Annotated in this window: 22 protein-coding genes; 10 read left to right on the forward strand and 12 right to left on the reverse strand. The window is 53.1% G+C overall.

All coding sequences use genetic code 11. The features are described 5' to 3' along the window. The first annotated feature begins 1 nt into the window (after nucleotide 1). Nucleotides 2-736 (forward strand): CbtA family protein, encoded by a 735-nt coding sequence (locus FCN51_RS19845; protein ID WP_160256674.1) that lies wholly within the window; start codon nucleotides 2-4, stop codon nucleotides 734-736. 184 nt (nucleotides 737-920) lie between these two features. On the opposite strand, the gene FCN51_RS19850 is transcribed toward FCN51_RS19845, so the two are convergent. The 4 genes from FCN51_RS19850 to FCN51_RS19865 all read right to left on the reverse strand — a co-directional run bounded on the left by FCN51_RS19850 (nucleotide 921) and on the right by FCN51_RS19865 (nucleotide 4,434). Then, entirely contained in the window at nucleotides 921-2,498 is a 1,578-nt protein-coding gene (locus FCN51_RS19850) for a carbohydrate porin (protein ID WP_160257167.1), read from the reverse strand. Nucleotides 2,499-2,664: 166 nt separating this feature from the next. Further along, nucleotides 2,665-3,216 carry an iron transporter gene (locus FCN51_RS19855; RefSeq protein WP_014457554.1) on the reverse strand — a complete coding sequence of 184 codons (552 nt, stop codon included), beginning with the start codon at nucleotides 3,214-3,216 and terminating at the stop codon, nucleotides 2,665-2,667. 33 nt (nucleotides 3,217-3,249) lie between these two features. After that, nucleotides 3,250-4,071: an FTR1 family iron permease gene (locus tag FCN51_RS19860; protein ID WP_003626831.1), complete on the reverse strand. Its 822-nt coding sequence runs from the start codon at nucleotides 4,069-4,071 to the stop codon at nucleotides 3,250-3,252. A gap of 3 nt (nucleotides 4,072-4,074) precedes the next feature. Then, the gene (locus FCN51_RS19865; protein ID WP_014457553.1) at nucleotides 4,075-4,434 is read right to left on the reverse strand and encodes a cupredoxin domain-containing protein; all 360 of its coding nucleotides are present in this window, start codon (nucleotides 4,432-4,434) and stop codon (nucleotides 4,075-4,077) included. Between the two features lie 74 nt (nucleotides 4,435-4,508). Between FCN51_RS19865 and FCN51_RS19870 the strand changes: the two genes are divergently transcribed. Next, the gene (locus tag FCN51_RS19870) at nucleotides 4,509-5,039 is read left to right on the forward strand and encodes a hypothetical protein (protein ID WP_003626835.1); all 531 of its coding nucleotides are present in this window, start codon (nucleotides 4,509-4,511) and stop codon (nucleotides 5,037-5,039) included. 76 nt (nucleotides 5,040-5,115) lie between these two features. On the opposite strand, the gene thiC is transcribed toward FCN51_RS19870, so the two are convergent. After that, nucleotides 5,116-6,993 carry a phosphomethylpyrimidine synthase ThiC gene (thiC, locus tag FCN51_RS19875; RefSeq protein WP_160256675.1) on the reverse strand — a complete coding sequence of 626 codons (1,878 nt, stop codon included), beginning with the start codon at nucleotides 6,991-6,993 and terminating at the stop codon, nucleotides 5,116-5,118. A gap of 408 nt (nucleotides 6,994-7,401) precedes the next feature. On the opposite strand from thiC, the gene FCN51_RS19880 reads away from it, so the two are divergent. Next, on the forward strand, nucleotides 7,402-8,889 hold the full coding sequence (locus tag FCN51_RS19880) for a sugar porter family MFS transporter (protein WP_003626840.1): 1,488 nt from the start codon (nucleotides 7,402-7,404) through the stop codon (nucleotides 8,887-8,889). Nucleotides 8,890-8,986: 97 nt separating this feature from the next. On the opposite strand, the gene accC is transcribed toward FCN51_RS19880, so the two are convergent. Genes accC through aroQ form a run of 3 tightly spaced genes read right to left on the reverse strand, consistent with a single transcriptional unit; the run spans nucleotide 8,987 to nucleotide 11,255 of the window. Continuing rightward, nucleotides 8,987-10,330, reverse strand: coding sequence for an acetyl-CoA carboxylase biotin carboxylase subunit (gene accC, locus FCN51_RS19885; protein WP_003626842.1), 1,344 nt, complete (start codon nucleotides 10,328-10,330; stop codon nucleotides 8,987-8,989). Continuing rightward, nucleotides 10,330-10,803, reverse strand: a complete 474-nt coding sequence (gene accB / locus FCN51_RS19890) for an acetyl-CoA carboxylase biotin carboxyl carrier protein (protein WP_014457552.1) — start codon at nucleotides 10,801-10,803, stop codon at nucleotides 10,330-10,332. Before accB ends, accC begins: the two co-directional genes overlap by 1 nt. After that, complete coding sequence (gene aroQ / locus FCN51_RS19895) at nucleotides 10,803-11,255, reverse strand: type II 3-dehydroquinate dehydratase (protein WP_003629504.1); 453 nt, start codon at nucleotides 11,253-11,255, stop codon at nucleotides 10,803-10,805. Before aroQ ends, accB begins: the two co-directional genes overlap by 1 nt. Nucleotides 11,256-11,391: 136 nt before the next feature. On the opposite strand from aroQ, the gene FCN51_RS19900 reads away from it, so the two are divergent. Beyond that, on the forward strand, nucleotides 11,392-12,108 hold the full coding sequence (locus FCN51_RS19900) for a septal ring lytic transglycosylase RlpA family protein (protein ID WP_014457550.1): 717 nt from the start codon (nucleotides 11,392-11,394) through the stop codon (nucleotides 12,106-12,108). A gap of 99 nt (nucleotides 12,109-12,207) precedes the next feature. Here FCN51_RS19900 and FCN51_RS19905 read toward each other — a convergent pair whose 3' ends face one another. Continuing rightward, nucleotides 12,208-13,278 carry a YihY/virulence factor BrkB family protein gene (locus FCN51_RS19905; protein WP_014457549.1) on the reverse strand — a complete coding sequence of 357 codons (1,071 nt, stop codon included), beginning with the start codon at nucleotides 13,276-13,278 and terminating at the stop codon, nucleotides 12,208-12,210. 184 nt (nucleotides 13,279-13,462) lie between these two features. Between FCN51_RS19905 and FCN51_RS19910 the strand changes: the two genes are divergently transcribed. Beyond that, entirely contained in the window at nucleotides 13,463-14,776 is a 1,314-nt protein-coding gene (locus FCN51_RS19910; RefSeq protein ID WP_173402434.1) for a type III PLP-dependent enzyme, read from the forward strand. Between the two features lie 47 nt (nucleotides 14,777-14,823). Beyond that, nucleotides 14,824-15,612, forward strand: coding sequence for a YfdX family protein (locus FCN51_RS19915; RefSeq protein WP_173402456.1), 789 nt, complete (start codon nucleotides 14,824-14,826; stop codon nucleotides 15,610-15,612). Nucleotides 15,613-15,668: 56 nt separating this feature from the next. On the opposite strand, the gene ccmB is transcribed toward FCN51_RS19915, so the two are convergent. Next, the gene (ccmB, locus tag FCN51_RS19920) at nucleotides 15,669-16,337 is read right to left on the reverse strand and encodes a heme exporter protein CcmB (RefSeq protein ID WP_003624591.1); all 669 of its coding nucleotides are present in this window, start codon (nucleotides 16,335-16,337) and stop codon (nucleotides 15,669-15,671) included. Continuing rightward, nucleotides 16,334-17,080: a heme ABC exporter ATP-binding protein CcmA gene (ccmA, locus tag FCN51_RS19925; RefSeq protein WP_160256676.1), complete on the reverse strand. Its 747-nt coding sequence runs from the start codon at nucleotides 17,078-17,080 to the stop codon at nucleotides 16,334-16,336. Before ccmA ends, ccmB begins: the two co-directional genes overlap by 4 nt. 191 nt (nucleotides 17,081-17,271) lie before the next feature. Here ccmA and acnA point away from each other — a divergent pair, with 191 nt between their 5' ends. The 4 genes from acnA (at nucleotide 17,272) to FCN51_RS19945 (ending at nucleotide 23,473) form a co-directional block, all read left to right on the forward strand. Continuing rightward, entirely contained in the window at nucleotides 17,272-19,965 is a 2,694-nt protein-coding gene (acnA, locus tag FCN51_RS19930) for an aconitate hydratase AcnA (protein WP_160256677.1), read from the forward strand. A 64-nt stretch (nucleotides 19,966-20,029) separates the two neighbouring features. Beyond that, complete coding sequence (locus FCN51_RS19935) at nucleotides 20,030-20,791, forward strand: amino acid ABC transporter ATP-binding protein (protein ID WP_128106096.1); 762 nt, start codon at nucleotides 20,030-20,032, stop codon at nucleotides 20,789-20,791. Beyond that, the gene (locus tag FCN51_RS19940; protein ID WP_020944467.1) at nucleotides 20,788-22,347 is read left to right on the forward strand and encodes an ABC transporter substrate-binding protein/permease; all 1,560 of its coding nucleotides are present in this window, start codon (nucleotides 20,788-20,790) and stop codon (nucleotides 22,345-22,347) included. Before FCN51_RS19935 ends, FCN51_RS19940 begins: the two co-directional genes overlap by 4 nt. Nucleotides 22,348-22,558: 211 nt before the next feature. Beyond that, nucleotides 22,559-23,473 carry a LysR family transcriptional regulator gene (locus tag FCN51_RS19945; protein WP_003624596.1) on the forward strand — a complete coding sequence of 305 codons (915 nt, stop codon included), beginning with the start codon at nucleotides 22,559-22,561 and terminating at the stop codon, nucleotides 23,471-23,473. 39 nt (nucleotides 23,474-23,512) lie between these two features. Here FCN51_RS19945 and FCN51_RS19950 read toward each other — a convergent pair whose 3' ends face one another. Beyond that, nucleotides 23,513-24,481, reverse strand: coding sequence for a hypothetical protein (locus tag FCN51_RS19950; RefSeq protein WP_160256678.1), 969 nt, complete (start codon nucleotides 24,479-24,481; stop codon nucleotides 23,513-23,515). Nucleotides 24,482-24,487 lie beyond the last annotated feature (6 nt).

Genomic DNA, 24,487 nt, shown 5'->3' on the forward strand with positions numbered 1-24,487 from the left:
CATGGTTGGTCGTCTTTTAGCCCGCGGCATGGTCGCGGGCATTCTGGCTGCATTGCTTTCTTTTGTATTTGCAAAGATTTTTGGTGAACCGCAGGTGGCTTTGGCCATTGCGTTTGAAGCAGCGCAGGATGCTGCAGCTGGTGCCGCGCCAGAACCTGAAATGGTAAGCCGTGGTGTGCAGGCATCTTGGGGGCTGCTTACTGCGGTGCTGATGTACGGTGCTGCATATGGCGGTATTTTTGCAATTGTTTTTGCATTTGCTTACCAACGCCTTGCAGCATTAAGCCCGCGTTCTATGGCATTGTTGCTTTCTGGTATTGGGTTTTTAACATTTGTGCTGATACCAGATCTAAAATATCCACCAAACCCACCCGCAGTAGGTCAGGAAGAAACCATTGCTTTGCGGACGGAAATGTATTTTGCAATGGTTGGTCTTTCCATTGCAATTTCCATGATTTCTCTGTCGGTGGGGCGGGCGCTTTCTAACGTGATAGGATGTTGGAACGCGACTGTATGCAGCATTGTGCTCGGGCTTGTGCTTGTTGCCGCGGTGCAGTTTGGTTTGCCAGATATCAATGAAGTGCCAGACAATTTTCCTGCTGTAGTGCTATGGCGTTTTCGAGAAGCATCTATAGGTATGCAAATTGTTTTGTGGTCTGTTTTGGGGCTGGTTTTTGGTGCTCTGGCAGAAAAATGCCTACCATCACCCAATGGTGCCATGCGGAAGACTGCTTGATTTTTTGGTTGTTGGTATAAGTAGGATTTATGGAAAATTTATTTTCCGTAAATCCTACTAAAATAAATCTTTTCAAAGATTTTATGTGCGTAATGCACATTTATAAAAAAGCATTTCCTGACATTGTATTGTTCTGTGTTTTTAGAACATCAATTTGCAGGAAATGCTTTTTTATATCTCTCTCCTAGAAAGTGATATTGGAGTGGAGGCCGAAGATGGCTTCGTTCCCGACGAGACGGTTACCTGTCCAGTCAGTCACACCGCCAGAGGGATGCCAGACATACTGGAAGTCCGGCTGCATGACCCACCACGGCATCACTTGTGCCTGATAGGTGAGTTCCAGATGGTTCTCATTGCCCTGCACAGGTGCACCGGAGTTACGGTCATACCGCCGCTGGCCAGAAGAGGCCCGGCCAATGCCCCAGCCCAGACCCACCGTGTCATTGTCACGCCCCTTGAAGGGCGCCTTGAGGTTGATGCCCGCATCAATAGCAAAGCTGATCATGTTGCGATCTCCCCCATTGCCTGTGGCACGCGCAAAAACACCTACAGATTGAGGGGACTGGAGCGAGGGCCGCCAGATCATCTGGTCAATAATGCCATAGACCATCCAGTTACCCCGATCCCACCGCGGAATGCCCGTAGTGTCCGCCGCACTCCCTAAAGCCTTGCCCTGATTGTTGTAGCGGTAATCAGGGAATTTGGCCGTATCGTAATAGCCACCCAGCTTGTAGATACCCGGCAGACCGGGGTCCTGAGTGACATGCGACATGTCATCGGGTTGGGGGTTGAGGGCATATTGCAGTTCGGTAATCAGCAGCGCACCGGTGCCCATGTTGAAGTTGGCGCCATCTTCATCATGAGTATTCTGATTGGTGGGATCTGCACTGTTGCCGCCGTTCTGGATGCCAAAGGAGTTGTTGCGATTGCCCGGCGGGTTGTCATCCGCTGCGGCAAACATGAAGGTGAACTTGTCTGACGGACGATACCGGATGCGAATGGCCGGAGAAGACAGCGGCCAGGACGGGCCACCGGCATACAGGTTGACCGATGGCGCCATGGGCCAGCCGAAGTTGGAGTTCAGATACAAAGCCCCGTAATCACTGATCAGGAACTCGGTATCCAGATCCTGCTGCCCGATCTTGACGTCCAGCTTGCCGTCCAAAAAGGACTGCTGATACCACAGCTCGAACAGGCGTGTGGAACGGTCGGCCTCGAACCCGCTGACAGGGTTGAAGTTGGCCAGATGATCCTGCGAGATGGAGCGCCCGCGCAGCTGCAGGGCGCTGACATTGAATGTGCCGCCCTTCAGGCCGATCAGCTTTTCCAGATCGACCGTCAGGGTGGGCATGGTCACACCATCATAGGCGGGGCCGGTGCCCGAGCCACTGGCGCCATCCGCCCCCGAGGCCGTGCCCCCTGTGGCATTGCCCCACAGTTCATCCACTTCCTGAATGTCAAAGCTGATGCCGTGTCTGGCCATCCAATCCCGCGCGCCCCACATGTTGCCAAGCAGGTGGTCACTCATGTCTGGCGTGTCATCGCCTTTTTTCTCAGAAGCCGCGGCCTCTGCCGCACGCTGGGAATCCCGCACCGTGGCCGGATCAATCTGTTCAATCAATGGCCCTGAATTGCCTAAACGACGACGATCCTGCTCAACCTGCGTCTCTTCACCATGCGCTAGGGCGGGAGCAGTTAGAATTGTCGCGTAAAGACAAAAAAACTTTAGAAATTTTCTATTATTTTTACGGTATTTTTGCATGGTTGTAAGGTGCTCTGACAATTGGCGCGGATGATCTGCATTCAGCAATGGATAATCATTCTCAATTAGAGCGTGTAAAAAATGCAATTAGAATACTGTCTTCATGAGCGCGGGTCTGGAATGTAAAAAAAGAGAGGGTAGATCCCTCTCTTTTAAAAAAGTATTATTATTTCTGTGGATAATCAAAAGTGAATGATTCTGTAAAGGGTTGCCAGAAGCCGGGTGTGCCGGTTTCTTTATCTGTATGATGCATGAATCCGTTAGCTTCTGGTGAGCTGTAGCTGAACACAACAGTGTAGCTACCGGGACCATCCATTTTAACATTGTTTGCGTAATGCGGGCCGTCTTTTGCTGTCATGGGGTGCAGCGTGCCCTGATTTTTCCAATCAGATCCCTTTTTGGTCAGGGTGTAATCTACCTTCAGGTAGGGAACCCACGCACCATCGGGAAAGCCCCATTGGTTATCTGCTGTGGCATGCACATCAGTTTCCAGATGGATGGTATCTTTACCCATCGCCATGTCGGACGTCATGGGCACCATGTTAATATCAAGCAGGTAATTTGCTGCTATTTCCATGTCATGTGCATGTACGGGGCCACCCACTGGGTATTCACGTGCTGCAGCGGGAAGTGCGATGGCAAGGGTAAGCACCGATGCTGCGGAAAGAATAGAAAGATAGGATTTCATGTGTCTGCACCTCAAGTTTTTGTAAGGCACAGTGGCAGAAATTTTCTGCGCACCTGTGACTGATTATGAAGCGCTGGATTGAGGACGGGTGCGAACAAAGCGTTCAACAACAACCAGTCCGACAAGTGTCAGCACCCATACAAGCAGCTGAATGCCCATTGGTCTGTCTGTGTATCCAATCAGAACTTTGGCCGTACGCCCAAGCATACTGCCATCAGACAGCAGCCAGGATGTATCCCAGATATCGTAACCCATGGCGGGGATCAGATCATCATTCGCCAGGATCGCGGCGGCCTGACTGGCCATGCCAGCAGCCAGAAAGGAGACCAGAACATTCGTGACTGCAAAAAGATGTTTCAGAGGAATGATAATCAAGCCTCTGTAAAGTGCCCATGAAAGTGCGGCTCCGCCTAGTACGCCCAGGAGGCCGCCCGTAAGCATGGACATAAAACCGGTATGTGCAGATACGGCAATACCATACAGGAACAGCACAACTTCCATGCCTTCGCGCAGAACAGCGACTGCAACAACAGTTGCTAAAGCAAAAAGGGAGCGGCTTCCTTCTGATACTTCATTGCCAACACTACGCATTTCCTGAGCGAGTTCACGGCCATGGCTGGCCATCCAAATAACGTGCCAGGAAAGCATAAGAACTGCGATGCACAGAATAACAGCAGAAAAGATATCCTGCCCGTTTCCTGAAAAAGCCTGAGAGAGTTCCCCCGCAAACATGGCCACAATTGCTGCACCCACAACACCTGCGCCAATGCCGCCGGAAACCCACCATCCGCGCCCCGGAATGCCCCGTGTAGCTGCCAGCACAATGCCAACAATCAACCCGGCTTCCATAACCTCGCGAAAGACAATAATCAGGCTTCCAAGCATAATTTACTTCTTTTCTTCTGCTGTAACGGTGCCCTTGGCCTCGTCTGGATGGTAATCATCAAAAAAGGTATAAGTCCCAGGGTGTAGAGGCCCGGCATGAACTTTGATTGTTCCTTGTGGAACAACAATTTTTTCAAATTTCATATCGTAGCTTTCGAACTCATCAGTTGTCGTGTCCTGATTGTTGAGTTCGATCATGAATCGCTCACCAGCGGGAACAGTGATATGATCAGGCTCGAAATGATGATCTTTGACAGTAAGCTGAAAAACTGTTTGAGAATGGGCCTGCTGAGGGAAACATATCCATGCACCTGCTAACAGAGGAATGGCTGCTACAAGCAGTTTCATTGTATGATACTCCATCAGTCATGCCGTTTGGATTAGTGCGAATCATTGTCAAAGTCAATCACACCAGATAACCCGCGAGCCTAACGCTTATGTCATCTCATCCCTTGGCGTTCCTGCGCCTGCCCAACTCCTTGCTTATGGCGTTAGATAGTCGGGCTTATCATTTCTGGTTCCAGCCAGTGCATTACCTTGCGAGAATTGTGCATATTCTTACAATGGCAGCGTTTTTTGGTCTGGAATTTCTGTTTATTCTTGCCGTTATTCAAAATCTGGATCGGCCAACAGTGGTGCGCATTTCACGGTTTATGGTGAAGCCGCTGCATATCAGTTATGCCTTGGCGATGATCTCTGGTTTCGCTTTGTTCTTTTATGATCCAATGCATATTGGCAATCGGGCGTACCTTTCTCCTAAGCTTATCGCACTGGTGGTGGCGGGTGTTCTGGCGTGGTTTGGGCACAAATCTATTTACTGGCCGGTTATGGCCGGGCGGGATAATGAGCTGCCAAAATGGACAAAGGCGTTTTGCGTGGCATCCTGTGTGGTATGGACCGCTGTTATTGTGTTTTCTTGCCTGAATAGTGAAGGCGTGCCGAAAGTTTATTTAAGACATTATTTCTAATAAGCGTGATTTTTGACGGCGTAAAAAAAAGCCCCGGCCTATTTGTCCGGGGCTTTTTTGTTGTCAGCTTGATAGTTTATTCCGCAGGTACGTAAACTTTGCCGCCTGCTTGTCGGAATTCTTCGGTTTTCTGTTCCATGCCAGCAATGCGTATGGCGTCTTCTTTCAAATCCTGACTGATACGCATTGAACAGAATTTAGGGCCGCACATTGAGCAGAAGTGCGCGCTTTTATGTGCTTCACGCGGCATGGTTTCATCGTGATACGCGCAGGCTGTATCGGGGTCCAAAGAAAGGTTGAACTGATCTTCCCACCTAAAGGAGAAGCGTGCGCGGCTTAGGGCGTCATCCCGATATTTTGCAGATGGGTGGCCTTTTGCAAGGTCAGCAGCATGTGCTGCAATGCGGTAGGTAATCACACCGGTTTTTACGTCATTCCGGTCTGGTAAGCCCAGATGTTCCTTGGGTGTGACGTAGCAGAGCATGGAAGTGCCAAACCATCCGATCATGGCTGCTCCAATGGCGGATGTAATGTGGTCATACCCCGGTGCAATGTCTGTGGTCAGCGGGCCAAGCGTGTAGAAGGGGGCCTCCTTACATTCTTTAAGCTGCTTATCCATGTTGGCCTTGATCTTGTGCATAGGCACATGGCCCGGCCCTTCGATCATAACCTGGCAGCCTTTTGCCCAGGCAATTTCGGTCAATTCACCCAAGGTTTCCAGTTCGGCAAACTGTGCGGCATCGTTGGCATCGGCAATACTGCCGGGGCGCAGACCATCCCCCAAAGAGAAGGAAACATCATAGGCGCGCATGATGTCGCAGATGTCTTCAAAATGTTCGTACAGAAAGCTTTCACGGTGGCCATTCAGGCACCAGCTTGCCATGATGGAACCACCGCGTGAAACAATGCCCGTCACGCGGTTGGCTGTGAGTGGCACATGCTGCAACCGCACGCCTGCATGAATGGTAAAGTAGTCCACTCCCTGTTCTGCTTGTTCGATCAGAGTATCACGGAACACTTCCCAGCTTAGTTTGCTGACATCTCCGCCTACTTTTTCCAAAGCCTGATACAGGGGCACTGTGCCGATAGGTGTGGGGGCGTTTCGTAAAATCCAGTCACGGATATTGTGAATGTTCCGGCCTGTGGAAAGATCCATCACGGTATCCGCACCCCAACGGATGGACCATACAAGTTTTTCAACTTCTTCTGCGGCAGATGAGGTAATGGCCGAATTGCCGATATTGGCGTTAATTTTCACAAGAAAATTACGCCCGATAATAACAGGTTCCAGCTCAGGGTGGTTGATATTTGCCGGAATAATGGCGCGGCCACGGGCAATTTCCTGACGGACAAATTCCGGCGTGATGAATTCTGGAATACTGGCGCCAAAGGATTCACCATCTTCCAGGCATTGGGCCGCATCATCTGCAGCTTTCTGGCGGCCCAGGTTTTCGCGGTGGGCCACGTAAATCATTTCGTCTGTAATAATGCCAGCCTTGGCGAATTCATACTGCGTAACAGGCTGGCCTTCTCGCCCTTTAAGCACGGTATGCGGTGCAGGGCAGGGGGCTACAAGGTAGTTGCCTTCTGCATTGCCATTGTCTTCTGGCTTAATGTCGCGTGGTTTGATGTGCTCAAAGCCACGTGAAGCCAGCCACGGTGCCCGAATTTTTGGCAGCCCTTTGTTAACGTCAATTTCTACGGTGCTGTCTGTGTAGGGGCCGGACGTATCATACACACGCACAGGTGGTTCGTTTGCGGAAGGTTCCAGCATGATTTCGCGGAAAGGCACGCGCATATCGGGTCGATCTGCGGGGCTGGAATAGACTTTGCATGAGCCACGGATGGCACCGGTTGTAACATGCCCCGGAGCGGGTGCAGCCGTATTGGCGGGTTTAGGGTTGCCTCCTGTAATGGGAGGGGCCGCATTTTGTTTGGAATCAACTGAAGACATGACGTCATCGTCTCCTCTGCCGAGGAGGACAGGTCTGAAAAAGACTCCGCTTGTATGGCGGCTAGGTTCGGAAAGAACATATCTGTCTTTTCAGGCACCAGTCCCTCCGCCGGTATAAGCCGGATCAGGTTCCCCACCAAAACATCATGTTCTGGCGGCAGGGTCGCCACGGTGCCCGAACGAATCGTGCAAAAAGTGGCCTCTCAGTTCCTTACCGGAACCCCCCTTGGTATCGGACAGCAGATAGCCTTAAGCGCGATTATGTCAAGAAAAATCAAAGGGAAACGAAAAACGTATGCGTGCGTTTTATGGGGGTAAAATGCATAAGGCATAAAAGCCTATTTGTGACATAATAAATAAAATTATGTCAGCTATGCAATAATTTTCTGATTATGGCATAATCACGACATGAAATCTGAAAAGAAACGAGCTCAAGAAGCTATACAAAATCTCGAAATTTCTCCGTATGCCAAGCACGTGTTGTGGATTGCAGCATTTGTTTCTGCCATTTGCGGCGGTCTTTACGGCTACGATACCGGTATTATTTCTGGTGCCCTTCTTCTTATTACAAAAGATTTCCATCTGACTTCTGGTCAGGAGGAAATTGTTACATCAGCTATTCTGGTGGGCGCCGTTATTGGTGCCATGGGCATTGCCAACCTATCAGAACGCTTTGGCCGCCGTGTTTCGGTTATGGTTGTTACCGCAGTTTTTGTAATTGGCGCATTAGCATGTTCCTATGCACCTAACCTTACCAGCCTGATTATTGCCCGTGTGTTTTTGGGCTGTGCGGTAGGTGGTGCCACGCAGGTGGTGCCAACATATATTTCGGAACTGGCTCCAGCCAGTAAGCGCGGCAATCTGGTAACGCTGTTTAACGTGGCAATTGGGATTGGTATTTTTCTGGCCAACCTGGTTGGCTTTACCATGCGTGAAAAATGGGGATGGCGCCCCATGATTTCTGTGGCTGCCATTCCTGCGGCCTTTGTTTTTATCAGCATGTTTTTTCTGCCCAAAAGCCCACGCTGGACTGCTGAAAATGAAGGGCTGGAATCTGCGGTGGAACAGCTCGGACGTGTGCGTTCCTCCCGTAAGGTCATTCAGCGTGAGATCAATGAGATCCATGCTAATGTTGTGAATCTGGATGAGGATGAGCGCGGCTGGAAAGGTTTAAAGCTGCCTTGGGTGCGCCCTGCGGTGATAGCTGCTTTGGGTATTGCTTTCTTCACCCAAGCCGGTGGGTTGGAGATGATGATCTACTATACCCCCACCTTTTTGTCTGACGCAGGGTTTGGAAGTTCATCAGCACTACTGACCAGCTTGGGGATCGCGCTTGTTTATCTGATCATGACCCTGCTTGGTTGCCTGTTTGTAGATAAAATTGGCCGTCGGCGTTTGGTGCTGATTATGGGGCCGGGTTCGGTTGTCAGCCTTATTGGCTTGGGCATTGTTTTTGCCATGCACCCGGCTCAGGGTAGCGTAGGAAGTTGGCTGATTGTGGCCTTCCTGCTGCTGTTTATGCTGTTTAACTCGGGCGGTATTCAGGTTGTAGGTTGGCTTCTGGGTGCTGAGCTGTTCCCGCTGCCTATGCGTGCTGCGGCAACCAGCATTCATGCGGCCATGCTGTGGGGAGCAGACCTTCTGGTAACATCCACGGCTTTGACATTGGTGCAGACAGTTTCTCTGGGTGGCACCATGTGGATTTATGCAGCTGTTAACCTTGCTTCTGTCTTGTTTGTTTTCTTCTGTGTGCCGGAAACAGCTGGTGCAACATTGGAGGACATTGAAACAGCTTTGCGCCGTGGCGAATTCCGCCCACGGGTGGGGCAAGACCCGCGCATTCGTTCCTATGATGAGGAAGAAGAGGAGGCTGTTGGGGTTACGCCCGCTGCCTAATTGCTGATCTTGCGCTTTCTACGCATAAAAAACCCGGCAACATCTGGAAGGATGTGCCGGGTTTTTTGTAGCTGTCAGAAAAGAGCCAAACCGCAGTTTAGTGTGGCTTGGCTGTAAACTGTTCCAACCAATGAATGGTGTATTCACCTTTCTGGAATTCAGGATCTTCCAGAATGCGACGGTGCAGCGGAATAACGGTTTTAATGCCTTCCACCACAAATTCATCCAAAGCACGCTGCATACGGGCAATAGCTTGTTCACGCGTGGGGGCGTGCACAATCAGCTTGGCAATCATGCTGTCGTAAAAAGGTGGCACGCGGTAGCCAGTGTAAAGGGCGCTATCTACGCGCACACCCAAGCCGCCGGGTGGGTGGTAAACAGCAACCGTGCCAGGGCAGGGGGTAAAGCTGTCTGGGTCTTCCGCATTGATACGGCATTCAATGGCGTGGCCAGAAAATGAAATATCTTTTTGCGTATAGCCAAGCTGCTCACCAGCGGCCAAGCGAATCTGCTCACGCACCAAGTCTACATCACAAACCATTTCGGTAACTGGATGTTCCACCTGAAGGCGCGTGTTCATTTCGATGAAGCAGAACTGACCATCCTGATACAGAAATTCCAGCGTGCCCGCATTACGATAGCCCATTTTAGAGAGAGCCTGCGTGGCTGTCTGGCCAATGGCATCACGCTGCTCTGCTGTAAGGGCCGGAGAGCCGGCTTCTTCCAGAAGCTTCTGATGACGGCGCTGGAGAGAGCAGTCGCGTTCGCCAAAATGAACCACGTTGCCGTAATTGTCCCCCAGTATCTGGAGTTCAATATGGCGCGGCCGGTCCATGTATTTTTCCAGATAAACGGCATCGTTGCCAAAAGCAGCGCGTGCTTCGGCGCGGGCCATTTTCCAGGCGTCTTCCAGATCACCAGCCGTTTGGGCGACCTTCATGCCACGGCCACCACCGCCAGCCGCAGCCTTGATCAGCACGGGATAGCCGACTTTATCGGCAACTTCGCGGGCTTCTTCCAGGCTTGTCAGCTCACCATCAGAACCGGGCACCAAAGGCACGCCCAGCATCTGCATGGTGGTTTTGGCGGTAATCTTATCCCCCATCATGCGGATATGTTCCGCCGTTGGGCCAATAAAGGTCAGGCCATGCGCTTCCACTGTTTCGGCAAAATCTGCATTTTCTGAAAGAAAACCATAGCCGGGATGAATGGCTTCCGCCCCTGTAATGGTGGCTGCAGAAAGAATTGCAGCCACATTCAGGTAGGAATCGCGTGAGGCTGGCGGCCCGATGCAAACAGCTTCATCTGCCAGCCGAACGTGCATGGCGTCTTCATCCGCAGTGGAATGTACCGCTACGGTCTTGATCCCTAGCTCCCGGCAGGCGCGCAGGATACGAAGGGCAATTTCGCCTCGGTTGGCGATAAGGATCTTGGAAAACATTACTCAATAATAGCAAGCGGCTGGCCGTATTCCACCGGGTCGCCCGAAGCCACCAGCAGGGCCTTGAGCGTACCACCTTTGGGGGCCTTGATCTGGTTGAAGGTTTTCATGGCTTCAATCAGCATCAGGGTCTGGCCGGCGGTTACAATCTGGCCTTCACTTGCAAAAGGAGGGGAGGACGGATCTGGCGTCAGGTAAGCCACACCCACCATTGGGCTGTTTACAGCGCCCGGATGGCGGGAGAGATCTGCCGGAGCGGCAGGTGCTGCGGCTTCAGCCGGGGCTGCGGCGGGTGCCGGTGCCGGAGCAGCAACAGCCTGAGGCGCTGCGGCCACAGCCTGCACAGGGGCAGGCATGCGGGCAACGCGAATGCGGCTGTCCTTTTCCGATACTTCAATTTCAGTCAGGCCTGTTTCGGCCAGAATTTCAGCCAGAGCCCGAATGGCCTCCGCATCCACGAGCAATCCGCTCATCAGTCATCCTCATTCAGAATAAGATCGGTCATTGCCTGCAATGCCAGAGAATACCCCGCCACGCCTAGCCCACAGATAACGCCTGTAGCAGCGCGAGAGACATAGGAATGATGGCGGAATGGCTCGCGGCGGTGAATGTTGGAGATATGAACCTCAATCACAGGCAAGTCTGTTGTCAGCAGGGCATCCAGCAGCGCGATAGACGTATGTGTATAGCCAGCCGGGTTGATAATAATGCCCTTTGCCCGCTTGCGGCAGTCCTGCACCCAGGAAATCAGCTCACCTTCAATGTTGGTCTGGCGGAAATCTATGGCCAGGCCCAGCTTTTCAGCTGTTTGCAGGCAAAGTTGTTCCACGTCGTCCAGCGTTGCCCGCCCGTATATTTCGGGTTGGCGCTGGCCGAGCATATTCAGGTTGGGGCCGTTGAGCACAGCAATAAGAGGTCTTTCCATAACAGGAAGGGGCCGTAGCACGATGCCGCCTCGTATCCAAGAGAAGAGGCAGGTTGGGAGACAGGAAAATGCACTCTAGCAAAAATACGTGCAGCGGAGTTACGCGCTTTAAGGCCATATTTTTGTCATGATAAGCGTGTTGAACATAAGTGACTATAAATCTGTATTGCACTCTGAAGGTCGAAAAAGATTGCTTTTACAGTGTGAACACGGTCTTCTGGCGAACAGAACGATGTCAGAAAATGGAGTAAACAGGCGGATGTCAGCCCTGCGCCGGGCACTTCTTGGAAGTGTGTTTGTTATGTCTTCTCTTTTGTCGGCTTCAGCTGTTCAGGCAGCAGAGGCTGGGCAAGGTGGCACGGCGTGGGCAGATTCTGTCCGCCGTGCATTGGCTGGGCGTAGCGCACAGACAGTCGCCACTGCGGATTCTGATACCAATCAGGCCCACCGCATTTTCCAGAAAGGTGTTGCCAGCTGGTATGGGGGGCGCTTCCATAACCGACGCACATCTTCGGGGGAGCGGTTTGACAAGGGCAGCCTGACAGCCGCGCACCCTACGGCACCTTTGGGCAGCAAGCTCCGCGTTGTTTCAGAAGATACAGGCCGCTCTGTGGTGGTCACAATCAATGATCGTGGGCCTTACAGCCGTGGGCGCATTATTGATGTGTCCAAAGCCGCAGCTGCGGAACTGGGAATGTTGAACAGTGGTATTGCCCATGTGCGGGTAGAGCCCGCTCCGGTTGAAGTGGCATCTGCGCCAGATGAAGGTGGTTTGGCGAATAGTAGCCTTTCCTTGCAGGATACTGCGCCGCATACAGCGCGTCCTCTTCATAGGGCGCGTCATCGCCGTTAAAACGAGTGCGGCAGGCTTTTACAAAAAGCATTGTAGAGAATTAAAAAAGGGTATCCCGATCGGGATACCCTTTTTTGATAAGTTCTGGATTCTGGCGGGTCAGACTTCCAGAGGCTGCCGTGTAATGCCGCGCGCGTAACTTTCCATCTCGGCATTCAATTCCGCACCCATCAGCACGACCCATGCAGTCACAAAAAACCACATCATGATGGCGATGAAGGCACCTAATGGCCCATAGGTGGCGCTGTAGCTGGCAATATGTGCCACGTAGTAGGAAAAGCCGAGTGAGGCCGCAATCCATGTTAATGTGGAACATACGGCTCCGGGCAGAACCCAGCGCCATTGGGTAGAAATGTGCCGGTTTGGACCAAATCTGTACAGCGCGGAAAGTGCCAGGGTTTCAAACGTAAACATCACCACCGGGCCGCTCCACCGAGCCATGAATTCAATGGAACCGGGAGGGGTGGGAATATGCAGCAATGCTGGCAGATTAAGCAGCAGGGGCATGGCCACCATAAGAGCCAAGGTGAGCACCGCACCTAGAATACCGCAAAGGGTAAGGGCAAAGGCTGTAATCTGAAATATAAAGAAATTACGATTTTCACGCGTATTGTAGGCAATGTTCAGGGCCGCAATAATGGAGCGCGTTGCCGCCGAGGCAGACCACAAAGCCACGCTAACCGAAATAATCAGGTTGAATGTGAGTGAGGAGGGTGGTTCTGCCACAAGTGTTTGCACCCGATCATACAGCAGATTGAACGCATTAGGGGGCAACAGGCTGCGCAAGACTTCCATCTGTGGCGCCACGGTCTGCACATCAAAAGCCAACCCGTAAATGGAGATCAGGGAGCTGATGGCGGGGAACAGGGAGAGCGTGGTATAAAATGCGCAGCCAGCGGCCACCAATGTAGTAGGGCCGGAAATAAGGCTTTTGACGGTGCGCTGCAAAATGATTTTCCAATCTTTCCGCCCTAGTTCAGAAGGGCGAGAAAAATTGGGCTGCACATTTTCATGAATCGTGTGGGAGTGGGAATCCGGGTGCACAGATGGGCGCGTATCGGGCTGACAGATAACCTGCATCGGGATTGGAGCGTCCTTCGTTAAGGTAAGAGGCACCTTCTGCGGCACCAGCGATAAACTTGTAGCAGCACACCAAAACAATAACGGCATGGTGTGCGGTAAAGCGGCATGCTTTCTTGCAGGAACAAACAGTTAACACTGCATGCTTTTGCCAAAAACGGGCATAAATGCCGTGTATAAAGCTTGCCTTGTCTTATCGGGCATAATGGCCCAGTGCCATGTTTTTTTGTTTTTTGAATGTTTTTGACTTGCACTTGTTGCGCTTTGGCCTCATATGCACGCCCCTACGCAGCAACGCACGTGCCACTGGCCCTCTGAGGTTACGCAACGACGTCAAGCGTTCTGGCAATCGGGATGTTTCGTGCATCTGCCTTTGGTCGCTGGTCCGTTAGACCGTTTCGCAACGTCCTTCTCCGCGCTGTTCAGGCGGGGGAGCCTGATCTGGGGGAGTGGGGATATGAATCCCAAAATCACCCGTTTTCTCGCCGAGCAAAAGCCGGCAACGCCTTGCCTTGTTCTTGATGTGGATGCCGTGGCAGACCGCTATCATGCTTTGGGTAAAGCTTTACCGCAGGCTCGCATTTACTATGCCGTTAAAGCCAACCCGGCGCAGCCTATTCTGCGGCGGTTGGTTGAGCTTGGCTCCTGCTTTGATGCCGCTTCGTGGGAAGAAGTTTCCCTGTGCTTGCAGGCAGGCGCCAGCCCGGATGCCATTTCCTTTGGCAATACGGTCAAAAAAGTTTCCGCTATCCGTGCTGCTTATGAGGCCGGTGTGCGGATGTTTGTTTTTGACTGCCGGGAAGAGCTGGAAAAACTGGCCGCTCATGCACCGGGAAGCCGCGTTTACTGCCGCCTTCTGGTAGATAATTACGGGGCGGAATGGCCGCTTTCCCGCAAGTTCGGCACCACAGTGGAATCCGCCAAGGAACTGATGCTGGCCGCCAGAGAGCTGGGGCTGGACCCATATGGTCTTTCCTTTCATGTGGGCAGCCAGCAGCTTTCTGCGGAAGCCTATGAAGTTGCCATTGCCCGTGCAGCGGCCCTGTTTACAGATTTAAGTGCCGCCGGTCTGGATTTGCGCATGGTCAATCTGGGGGGCGGTTTCCCTATCCGCTATCGGGATGATGTGCCGGAGATTGATCATTTCACCACGGCCATTTTCCGCGCCATGACAGAGCACTTTGGCAATGCGTTGCCAGAAATGCTGGTGGAACCCGGTCGCTTTATTGTGGGTGAAGCTGGTGTGGTGCGCTCGGAAGTTGTGCTTGTCAGTGCGCGTGGGCGCAAGGATGGGCTGCGCTGGGTGTATCTGGATATCGGGCGGTTCGGTGGCTTGGCGGAAACGGAAAACGAATCCATCCGCTACGCGATTCGTACCAGCCGTGATGGATCTCCCACAGGGCGTGTGGCGTTGGCCGGGCCAACCTGTGATGGTGCGGATATTATGTATGAGAAAACGCACTACGAACTACCGTTGGATCTGGCTGCGGGAGAGCAGGTCGATCTGCTGGGAGCTGGTGCTTATGTCTCCACTTACTGTGCTACGGGGTTCAACGGTTTTGCGCCATTAACCGAGCACTATATCTGATCCGATGTGAGGGCAGGCCAGCCTTGTGTTTGCCTGCCTTTGCTTTCGTGCTTTCTCGCTCAACAATCAGAACGCAAACAAGGCCATTATGGATGGCGTTCGGAAAGGGAGAAATCATGAAGAAAACGGGTATGCTGTTGGGCGCTCTACTGGCAGCAACAACGGCTGTTGCGCCAGCATGGGCACAACAGCAGGCAGCATCTACGGCCGCAGTGCCTGCAACAAATGCTGCAACAGCGGCAGCAACGCAGGATTTCGGCCGTCTTTCAGATGATGGTAACACAGCGTTTGAAGAACTGATGCTGGCACGCCGCGCCATTTTTGATGGTGATCTCAAAGGGGCTAAAACCCTGATTACAAGCGCACAGCAGGCGCTAGATCGGGCGCGGGCTGACAACACAGCTTTCCAGAAAGCAGAAGCTGAACTGATGCCGGTGAAAACCAAACAGGCTCAGACAGCCAAAAAAGGCACGGGCAGCACCACGCCAGTGGCTTGGTTGCCGATTGATGGCGAACTGGTTCTGGATGAAACAGTTGAACCTACCACGGAAAAAAGCGCTGCTGTTGCCGCAGCAAACCGCCATCTGCGCGCAGGAGATCCGGACCGCGCTTCTGAAGTGCTGAAAGTTTCTGGCGTAGATGCAGATTACGTGATTGCTGCAGTGCCGTTGGAACAGACACGGCAGGACGTAAATCGTGCCGCTGAGTTCATCAAGAATGATCCGTACAAGGCCAGTGAAGCTCTGCGTGATGCAGAAAATTCAGTGCGCTATGCCTCTGTTGATATTCAGGCTGTAAGCCATCAGCAGGCTGCGTCTGGCAATACATCTAAGTAAGTTTGCCAAATATGCTGCTGTTATGGTCCGTTCAGGTGGCCATAACAGCAGATGTATTATTCTGCCGCAGCTCTCAGGCCTGCACCAGCCGCCAGAGGGCAGAGTGGTAAAGCGCCAGCAACAAATGCTGCCAGAAGTTCTAAATCTGGCTGCCAGGGCAGGCCGGTGGATGCGGCATCAATAGCCGCAGCCCCAAAAATCAGCGCAGGAGTTGCAAGTGGCAGCGTAAGCAGTGGCAGGAGAACACCACCACGCCGCGCCCCCAGCACAATAGATGCGCCCATTCCCCCAATAAGAGACAGCACAACAGACCCGAGGAAAAGCCCGGTTAAAAGCACAGGCAGGGCAGAGGCAGGCAGGCCCAGCATGGTTGCCAATGGCACAGCCGCCAGAAGCAAAGGGATGCCGGTGGTGAGCCAATGTGCAGTTATTTTGGCCAAGGCCACCAGAGAAGCCGGAACGCCCAGAAGCAGAAGCTGGTCCAGAGATCCATCTTCAAGCTCCGCACCAAACAGCCGGTCTAATGGGAGCAGAGCTGCCAGTAAGGCGCAGACCCAGATAATGCCCGGTGCCATATGGCGCAGCAATTCTGGAGATGGGCCAAGCGCAAGCGGGAACAGGGTGGCTGTAACAATAAAAAAGAGAATGGCCCCCATTGTGTCTGCCCCATGCCGGAGGGCAAGGCGGAGGTCACGCCCAACAATGGCCCAGAACAGCCCGATCATGCGTCATCTTCCTGCTGGTAAAAGGGAGAGGCGGACGAATCGCTCGCGCCCGGCAATGTAAGAGGCTGCACATTTTCTAGCGGCAGGGGCACATGCGTGGTGGCAATAACCAACCCGCCTTGTTGTCTGTGTGCCGTAAGAGCTTGCCCTAAAAGGGTAATGGCATTGGCATCCAGGCCAAGACTGGGTTCATCCAGCAGCCATAAAGGCGCATTGGCCAGCAGAATGCGGGCGAGCGCCGTACGCCGTTTCTGCCCGGCAGAAAGCAGGCGCGCTGGTAGATTGGCAAGCGGCTGCAAATCCATGGCCTCAAGGGCTGCTTGCATATTGCCTTGGCCCGCACGTGCGAACAGGGCGAGGTTTTCTGTTACGGTCAACCCCGGCTTGAGCGCATCCTGATGCCCCAGATAAGCCACCTTGCTGGCATGAGCTGCGCGATCAGCAAAAACCGATTCGCCATGCCAGAGTAACTGGCCGGAATCGGGTTTGCGCAGGCCTGCCAAAACGCGCAGCAAAGTGGACTTTCCTGCGCCGTTGGGGCCGGTCAACAACATGGCGGCTCCGGCTTCCATCTGAAAGCTGACACCATCCAGCACCAGCCTTTCCCCACGGAAAACGCAAAGATCCTCGGCATAAAGTGCCGGAAATGCACCAGTTTCAGGCCCGATTGGGGCAGATTGCCCGGCAGGGAAAGGACTGTCGGCGATAACACTTCTCCTTATTGTTACCGTGCAAGGCCGCAAAAGCCGGGGTCCTCGCGTTCTCGTGGTCGCTCCCCGGCTTGTGCCTTTTCCAACTGCCGGTATGTTCTAGGCCCAACGGGATATCAAGCCGGTTGCCCGGCAGATCAGGCAGGCACTCGGCGCCGAATGGCATATTTACGGTGTCCTGAACGCATCACCAGCCATCGGCTGTGATCGGGGAGAGAGCGATTATGAAAACGGTTGGGCACGATAAGCTAAAGACAGGCCGCACCCTTGAGGTTGACGGCAAGACCTACCATTATTTTTCCATTCCCGAAGCGGCAAAAACCATTGGCGACGTAAGCCGCCTGCCGGTTTCGCTGAAGGTTCTTCTGGAAAACATTCTGCGGTTTGAAGATGGGCGTTCCTACAATGTGGAAGACGCCAAGGCCATTGCAGGCTGGTTGCCAAAGGGCAGCAGCAGCAAGGAAGTGCCTTTCAAGCCTTCACGCATTCTGATGCAGGACTTCACCGGCGTGCCGGGTGTGGTGGATCTTGCAGCTATGCGCGACGGGATTGTGAGCCTGAAGGGTGACCCGCAGAAGGTGAACCCGATGGTTCCGGTCAACCTTGTGATCGACCATTCCGTGATGGTGGACTATGCAGGCACAAAAGATGCGCTGCAGGAAAACATTACGCTGGAATTTGAGCGCAACGCAGAACGTTATGCCTTCCTGCGCTGGGGCCAGGAAGCTTTTGAAAACTTCTCTGTTGTGCCGCCTGATACGGGCATCTGCCATCAGGTGAACCTGGAATACATTGCCCAGGTGGCATGGACCGCTAATGTTGGTGGCAAGGAATACGTTTACCCGGATTCCCTGTACGGCACAGACAGCCACACCACCATGATTAACGGTCTGGGCGTTCTGGGCTGGGGTGTTGGTGGTATTGAGGCGGAAGCCGCAATGCTGGGCCAGCCGATTGCCATGCTGATCCCCGATGTGATCGGCTTTAAGCTGACAGGCAAGCTGCCAGAAGGCGCAACAGCTACCGATCTGGTGCTGACAGTTACCCAGATGCTGCGCAAAAAAGGCGTGGTTGGTAAGTTTGTTGAATTCTTTGGCCCGGCACTGGACCATCTGCCAGTTGCAGACCGTTCAACCATTGCCAACATGGCTCCGGAATATGGTGCAACTTGCGGGTTCTTCCCGGTTGATGCCCTTACGCTGGACTTCCTGCGTCAGACCGGTCGTGATGAACACCGTATCAAGCTGGTTGAAGAATACCTGCGTGCACAGGGTATGTTCCGCACGCACGAAACACCTGAGCCCGTGTTTACGGATATTCTGGAGCTGGATCTCAGCACCGTTGTGCCGTCTCTGGCAGGCCCCAAGCGTCCGCAGGACCGTGTGGAACTGAAAAGCGCCAAAACAGCGTTTGAAAAAGAACTCACCAGCTCTTTGGGTGTGGCCGCAAACGATGCCGATAAAAAGGTGCCGGTTGCCGGAACCAACTATGATCTGGGGCAGGGCGATATTGTTATTGCCGCTATTACCTCTTGCACCAACACATCCAACCCGGCTGTGCTAATTGCGGCTGGTCTGGTTGCCCGCAAGGCACGTGCTCTGGGCTTGAAGCCTAAACCATGGGTGAAAACCTCTCTGGCTCCGGGGTCTCAGGTTGTTACGGATTATCTGAACCGTTCAGGTCTGACGACTGATCTGGATGCCATGGGCTTCAACACCGTTGGCTATGGTTGCACCACCTGTATTGGTAACTCCGGCCCGCTGCCTTCCCACATTGTAGATGCGATTGAAAACAACGACCTGGTTGCTGTTTCTGTCCTGTCTGGCAATCGTAACTTTGAAGGCCGTATTTCCCCCAACGTTCGGGCGAACTATCTGGCAAGCCCGCCGCTGGTGGTTGCATATTCCCTTCTGGGTACTATGCGGCAGGATATTACAACGGAACAGCTGGGCACATCCAAGGATGGTAAGCCGGTTTATCTGAAGGATATCTGGCCTTCCAACAAGGAAATTGCAGACCTTATTGCTTCCGCCATCAGCCGTGACGAGTTTATTAGCCGTTACAAAGATGTGTCTAAGGGCACGAAGGAATGGCAGGGCCTGAAAGTTGCTACGGGTTCTGAAACCTATAAGTGGGATCCGAAGTCCACCTACGTGCAGGATCCGCCTTACTTCAAGCACATGGAAGTTGAGCCCAAAGCTCCGGGCAATATCGAAGGTGCGCGTATTCTGGCCCTGTTGGGTGATAATATCACGACTGACCACATCTCTCCGGCTGGCTCCATTAAGAAGGATTCACCGGCTGGTCGTTACCTGATGGAACACGGGGTTGAACCGAAAGACTTCAACTCTTACGGCTCCCGTCGTGGGAATGACCGCGTGATGGTTCGTGGTACTTTTGCCAATATCCGTATCAAAAACGAAATGTTGCCGGGTACGGAAGGTGGGTATTCCAAGCACTTCCCAGATGGGAAGGAAGGCGCCATTTACGATGTGGCCATGGAATACAAAAAGGAACACACCCCGCTGGTGGTGATCGGTGGCAAGGAATACGGCATGGGGTCTTCCCGTGACTGGGCCGCAAAAGGCACCCTGCTGCTGGGCGTAAAGGCTGTTATCGCTGAAAGCTTTGAGCGTATCCACCGTTCCAACCTTGTGGGCATGGGCGTTCTGCCGCTGGTGTTCAAGGATGGCACAACCCGCAAGACCCTTGGTCTGAAGGGTGATGAGGTGATCAGCATCAAGGGTGTTGATAAACTTTCGCCGCGCATGGATGTAATTATGACAATTACAAGAAATGACGGCTCCACGCAGGAAGTACCACTGCTTTGCCGTGTCGATACCCTAGAAGAAGTCGAGTATTATAGGCATGGTGGCATTCTTCAGTACGTCTTGCGAGGGATGACGAAAGCTGCCTGAGAACCAATTCGTTCAAGGTGAACGTCAAGATGCCGACCCGGTACGCACCGGGTCGGCGTTTTCTGTGGAAGACCCAGTCGTTTTGAGTGCGGAACATCTGCACAAAAGTTTCGGCGAGGGGGATGTCCTGTGTGGTGTATCCATGCAGGTGCGAAAGGGTGAGCTGGTTTCTATTATCGGCCCATCCGGTTGCGGAAAATCCACTTTTTTACGGTGTTTGAATTTTCTGGAAATTCCCGATAGCGGCAAGATTACCGCCATGGGGGTGACCATAGAGCGCAAAGATGCCGTCTGGCGCCGCGCTGATGAGCATATGGCACACCGCTTGCGCACTCATGTGGGTATGGTGTTCCAGAGCTTTAATCTTTTTCCCCATCTTACAGTTCTGGACAACGTTCTGCTGGCCCCTCGAGTGGTGAAGGGTGAGGGCGGAGAAGTGGAGCGTGCCGAGGCTATGGCTCTGCTGGAAAAAGTAGGGTTGGCGCGTGTTGCACAGCGTTACCCCGTTTCGCTTTCTGGTGGGCAGCAGCAGCGCGCCGCCATTGCGCGCGCCTTGGCCATGCGGCCAGAAATTATGCTGTATGACGAACCCACATCAGCACTTGATCCGATAGTTGCAGAAGAAGTGCTGGGGGTTATGCGCACCCTTGATGATGAAGGGATGACGCAGATTATCGTCACCCACGATATGCGTTTTGCCCAAGTGGCATCGGATACCATTGTCTACATGGATGGCGGCCATATTGTTGAATCCGGCCCGCCGGAGGTTCTGTGTGTGAACCCGGCCCATGAACAGACACGCCGCTTTTTGAGGACACTTCTGTGAAACAGAACGCACAGTATTGCCCGCCCCGCTTTTGGGGTTTGTTTCTGCGCTGTGTCTGTATGCTGCTGGCCGTAAGCTGGTTGGGTGCTGGCGCGCATGTGGCACACGCACAGGAAGAAAAGCCGATCCGTTGGGCTGCGGATGCTTCATCGGATGTGCCCTATACGTTTCATGATCTGAAAGATCAGGACAAGCTGACCGGGTTTGAATACGACCTGATGCAGGAACTGGGCAAGCACATGGGTACGTCGCTTCAGTTCGTGCAGAATGACTGGGATGGCCTTATTCCCGGCTTGCAGCGCGGCCTGTACGAGATGGTCATCTGTGGCATCGAGATGACAGATGAACATGCTGAAGGCATTGATTTTTCAGACCCGTATTACATCACATCAGAACGCATTGTGGTGCGGCGTAATGGCCCGCAACTGAAAACCCTTGCGGATCTGAACGGCCATGCCATTGGCACCATCAAAGATACGCAGGCTGAACGTATTCTTACCGAGAATGCCAAGGTTCAGCTTCGGACGTATGATGAAGAAACCGATGCGTTCATGGATCTGGCAAACGGACGCACGGATGCCATTCTGATTGATGGCCCCATTGCCAAATATTACGGTGATACCAACCCAGCCCTGCAGGTGGTGGGTGAACCCATTGGCCGTGTTGAATATGGCATTGCTTTTGCCAAAGGGCAGAATGCCGCCCTGCGCACAAAAGTAAATGCAGCACTGGCAACCATGCAGCATGATGGCACGCTTCATCGTGTTTTGCTGCGGTGGGACCTGTGGACGCCAGAAATGGCGCAGCTCACCAATGATCACACCACGTTAAACGTTACACCAGCGGCGTGGAACGCATATGTAGCGGAGCTGGAAGGTAAGGGCGGCTGGCGCATTAAGCTGGAACGCTATATCGGCTTTCTGCCGCAACTGGCAAAAGCCGCATGGCTGACTTTGCTGGTTTCCCTGTGTGCAATGGTGCTGGCTGTTGGTGCAGGTTTGGCTCTGGCGCTTCTGCGTTTGTATGGCCCTACACCGCTGCGGTGGGCGGCGACCACATATGTGGAAGTGGTGCGTGGCACCCCATTGCTGATTCAGGTTCTGTTCATTTTCTACGGCCTGCCTGAATTTGGCATCAGTCTTACCCCCTTTCTGGCCGGTGTTGTCAGCTTGGGTATGAACTATGCGGCATACGAGGCCGAAAACTATCGTGCCGGTCTGCAATCTGTTGCGCATGGGCAGATGGAAGCCGCATTGGCCCTGAACATGACGCACGCTCAGGCACTGCGTTATGTTGTGGTGCCGCAGGCTTTCCGTCTGGTTATGCCTGTCATGACGAACGATTTTATCTCGTTGTTGAAAGATTCGTCACTGGTCAGCGTGATTACGCTGACAGAATTGACCCAGACTTATATCCGTCTGTCCTCTTCCTATTTCGATTATTTTGGAACGGGGCTGATGGTTGGTGCGGCTTATCTGCTGCTAGGGCTGCCTTTTGTGCGTTTGGCACGTATGGCAGAAAAAAAGTTGGCACAGCCGCATATGCGGCGCCGGTAAAACCTGTTTGGGATATCTGTTCCGTCTTGCGAGACAAATGCAAGTGCATCTGTCACATGGCGGAACAGAGCCTGACGGATGTTGTGCGACCAGCCAGCTTGTTCCAAAATTGTCGATAAATCAGGAATACGCGCAACATTAGATACACTTCTTGCTGGTAAGGAGTTGTAATGTAATGTGCGCGTGTTCGCAGGGACAGTGCTGGACTTCAATGGATCTTCTTTCCGCGCTTCACAGCTTTGTTCGCGTTGCGGCTACAGGCTCGTTTTCTGCCGTCTCGCGTGAGACAGGTGTTAGTCAGCCTACAATTTCCCGCCATATTGCGTTGTTAGAGGCGCATTACGGCACAACGCTGTTTGCGCGCACCACACGCAGCCTTACCATGACAGAAGATGGCAGAAGCCTTCTTCCGCATGCTTATGAAGTGCTGGAAATTCTGGAAACCGCAGAAACAGTGCTGGGCCGCCGCCGGGCTTCTGTTTCTGGCTTGGTGCGTCTGGGCGTAACCACAGCTTTCGGTCTGTGCTTGACTCGGCGGATCGGGGAGTTGCTGGAACGGCACCCTGATCTGGCTATTGAAGTGGTTATGCGCGATGCGTTTGGTGATCTGGTAGAAGAAGGGCTGGATCTGGCTGTGCGCGTAGGGGATATAGCCGAGGGTTCTCTTATCGCCCGTAAGTTGGGTGTTGTGCGCAAATGGTTGGTGGCTGCACCATCTTGTCTCAACCGTTGTGGCACGCCCACGCACCCGCGTGATCTGCCGGAATACCCGGGAGTCGTCTATAATTACGGTTCCAGCAGGCTGGACTGGAATTTTGAACGGGATGGCGAAGAAAGCGTTATTGCCCCTTCTGCTGTTTTCCGTGCCAATAGCAGTGAAGCTGTGCTGTATGCGGTGGAATCTGGGTTAGGCATCGGCTTGCTACCAGAGTTTCAGGTGCGTGAGGCTGTTGCCAGTGGTCGGCTTACGCGCCTGTTTGCAGACTGGAACATTCCTTCTCTGCCGTTCTATGCCGTGCATACTGGCCCACGTACGCTACCTTTGCGTACCCGGACAGTTCTGGATTTCTTGATAGAAGTTTCCGCAGATCTTCTGCGTGAAGGTAAACTTCACCAAGCTATTTAATAGCTTCCGATACCTTACAGAAAGCGTTCTAACGGTTGCTCAACCGTGGAACGCAGGATCTGCCGATACAGTGGTGGGCAGCGCAGTATCGGGAAGCTTGCTATCAAACCCTTGGCGCAGGTAAGGGCCCCATCCGCGTAGCCATGCGTTGGTGCGGTGGACAAAATCTGACACTGCAGACGAATCGGACATACCTGCGCGGGACCAGTTTTCTGGTGCACCCGGTACGGTTTTGCTGCCCGCTTCTGCCGGGCTTGTCAGCATGTGAATACTCATGAAATCCACACCTGGGCCGGATTTGCTTTTTTCAATCCGGTTCCATCCCGCGTCTACCAAAACTGGTGGCAGATCAAAGCCCATGCCTGTTAGGCGTTGCACTGCTGGGGGAATAAACATGGGGCTGCCCAGCAAGGCCTGTAATGCAGGGTTAGATGTCAGGAAAACGTTGTTCACAACCCGAATAGGGGATGTCATCCAACATTCTGTATGTGTGCCATCCTGCGGCAAGGCTTCGGACATAAAGTTGAAGTTGCTGTGGCATTCATCCTGCACAAGCTGTGTATCTGTAATGGGTAGGGATTGCGTGGTGGCCTGTGCAACCAAGAGGCCCGTGACAATGCCTTGTTCGGAACGCACATAAAGGGATGTCAGAATTTCCCCATGTGCAACATCATCCTGATAATTCAAAAGCGGGTGCCACTTGCCAGCAGGCAAAGGGAGCTGGCGGCCAGCAAAGGATAATGTGCCTTCAAATTGTGCATCCATAGGGGGTGCAGAAACGGTGCGCCGATCTTCATCCGGCCGCAACGCATCTTCTGACGAATCGGCAGATGATGCACCGCTAGGCAGCATATGGCTGATTTTGGAGGTAAGCTTTGCATAGGCTGGTAGGCGTGATGTCAGCCAAGGGGCCGGAAACATCACGGAAAACACACTGCATGCGCCAGCGGTAAACAGCGCGACACGCCAAACAGGAGCGCGTTGCCACAATCGGGTAAAAGCAGACATGCAGAA

This window comes from Acetobacter pasteurianus (assembly GCF_009914215.2).
In the GTDB taxonomy this organism is placed as follows: Bacteria; Pseudomonadota; Alphaproteobacteria; order Acetobacterales; family Acetobacteraceae; genus Acetobacter; species Acetobacter pasteurianus.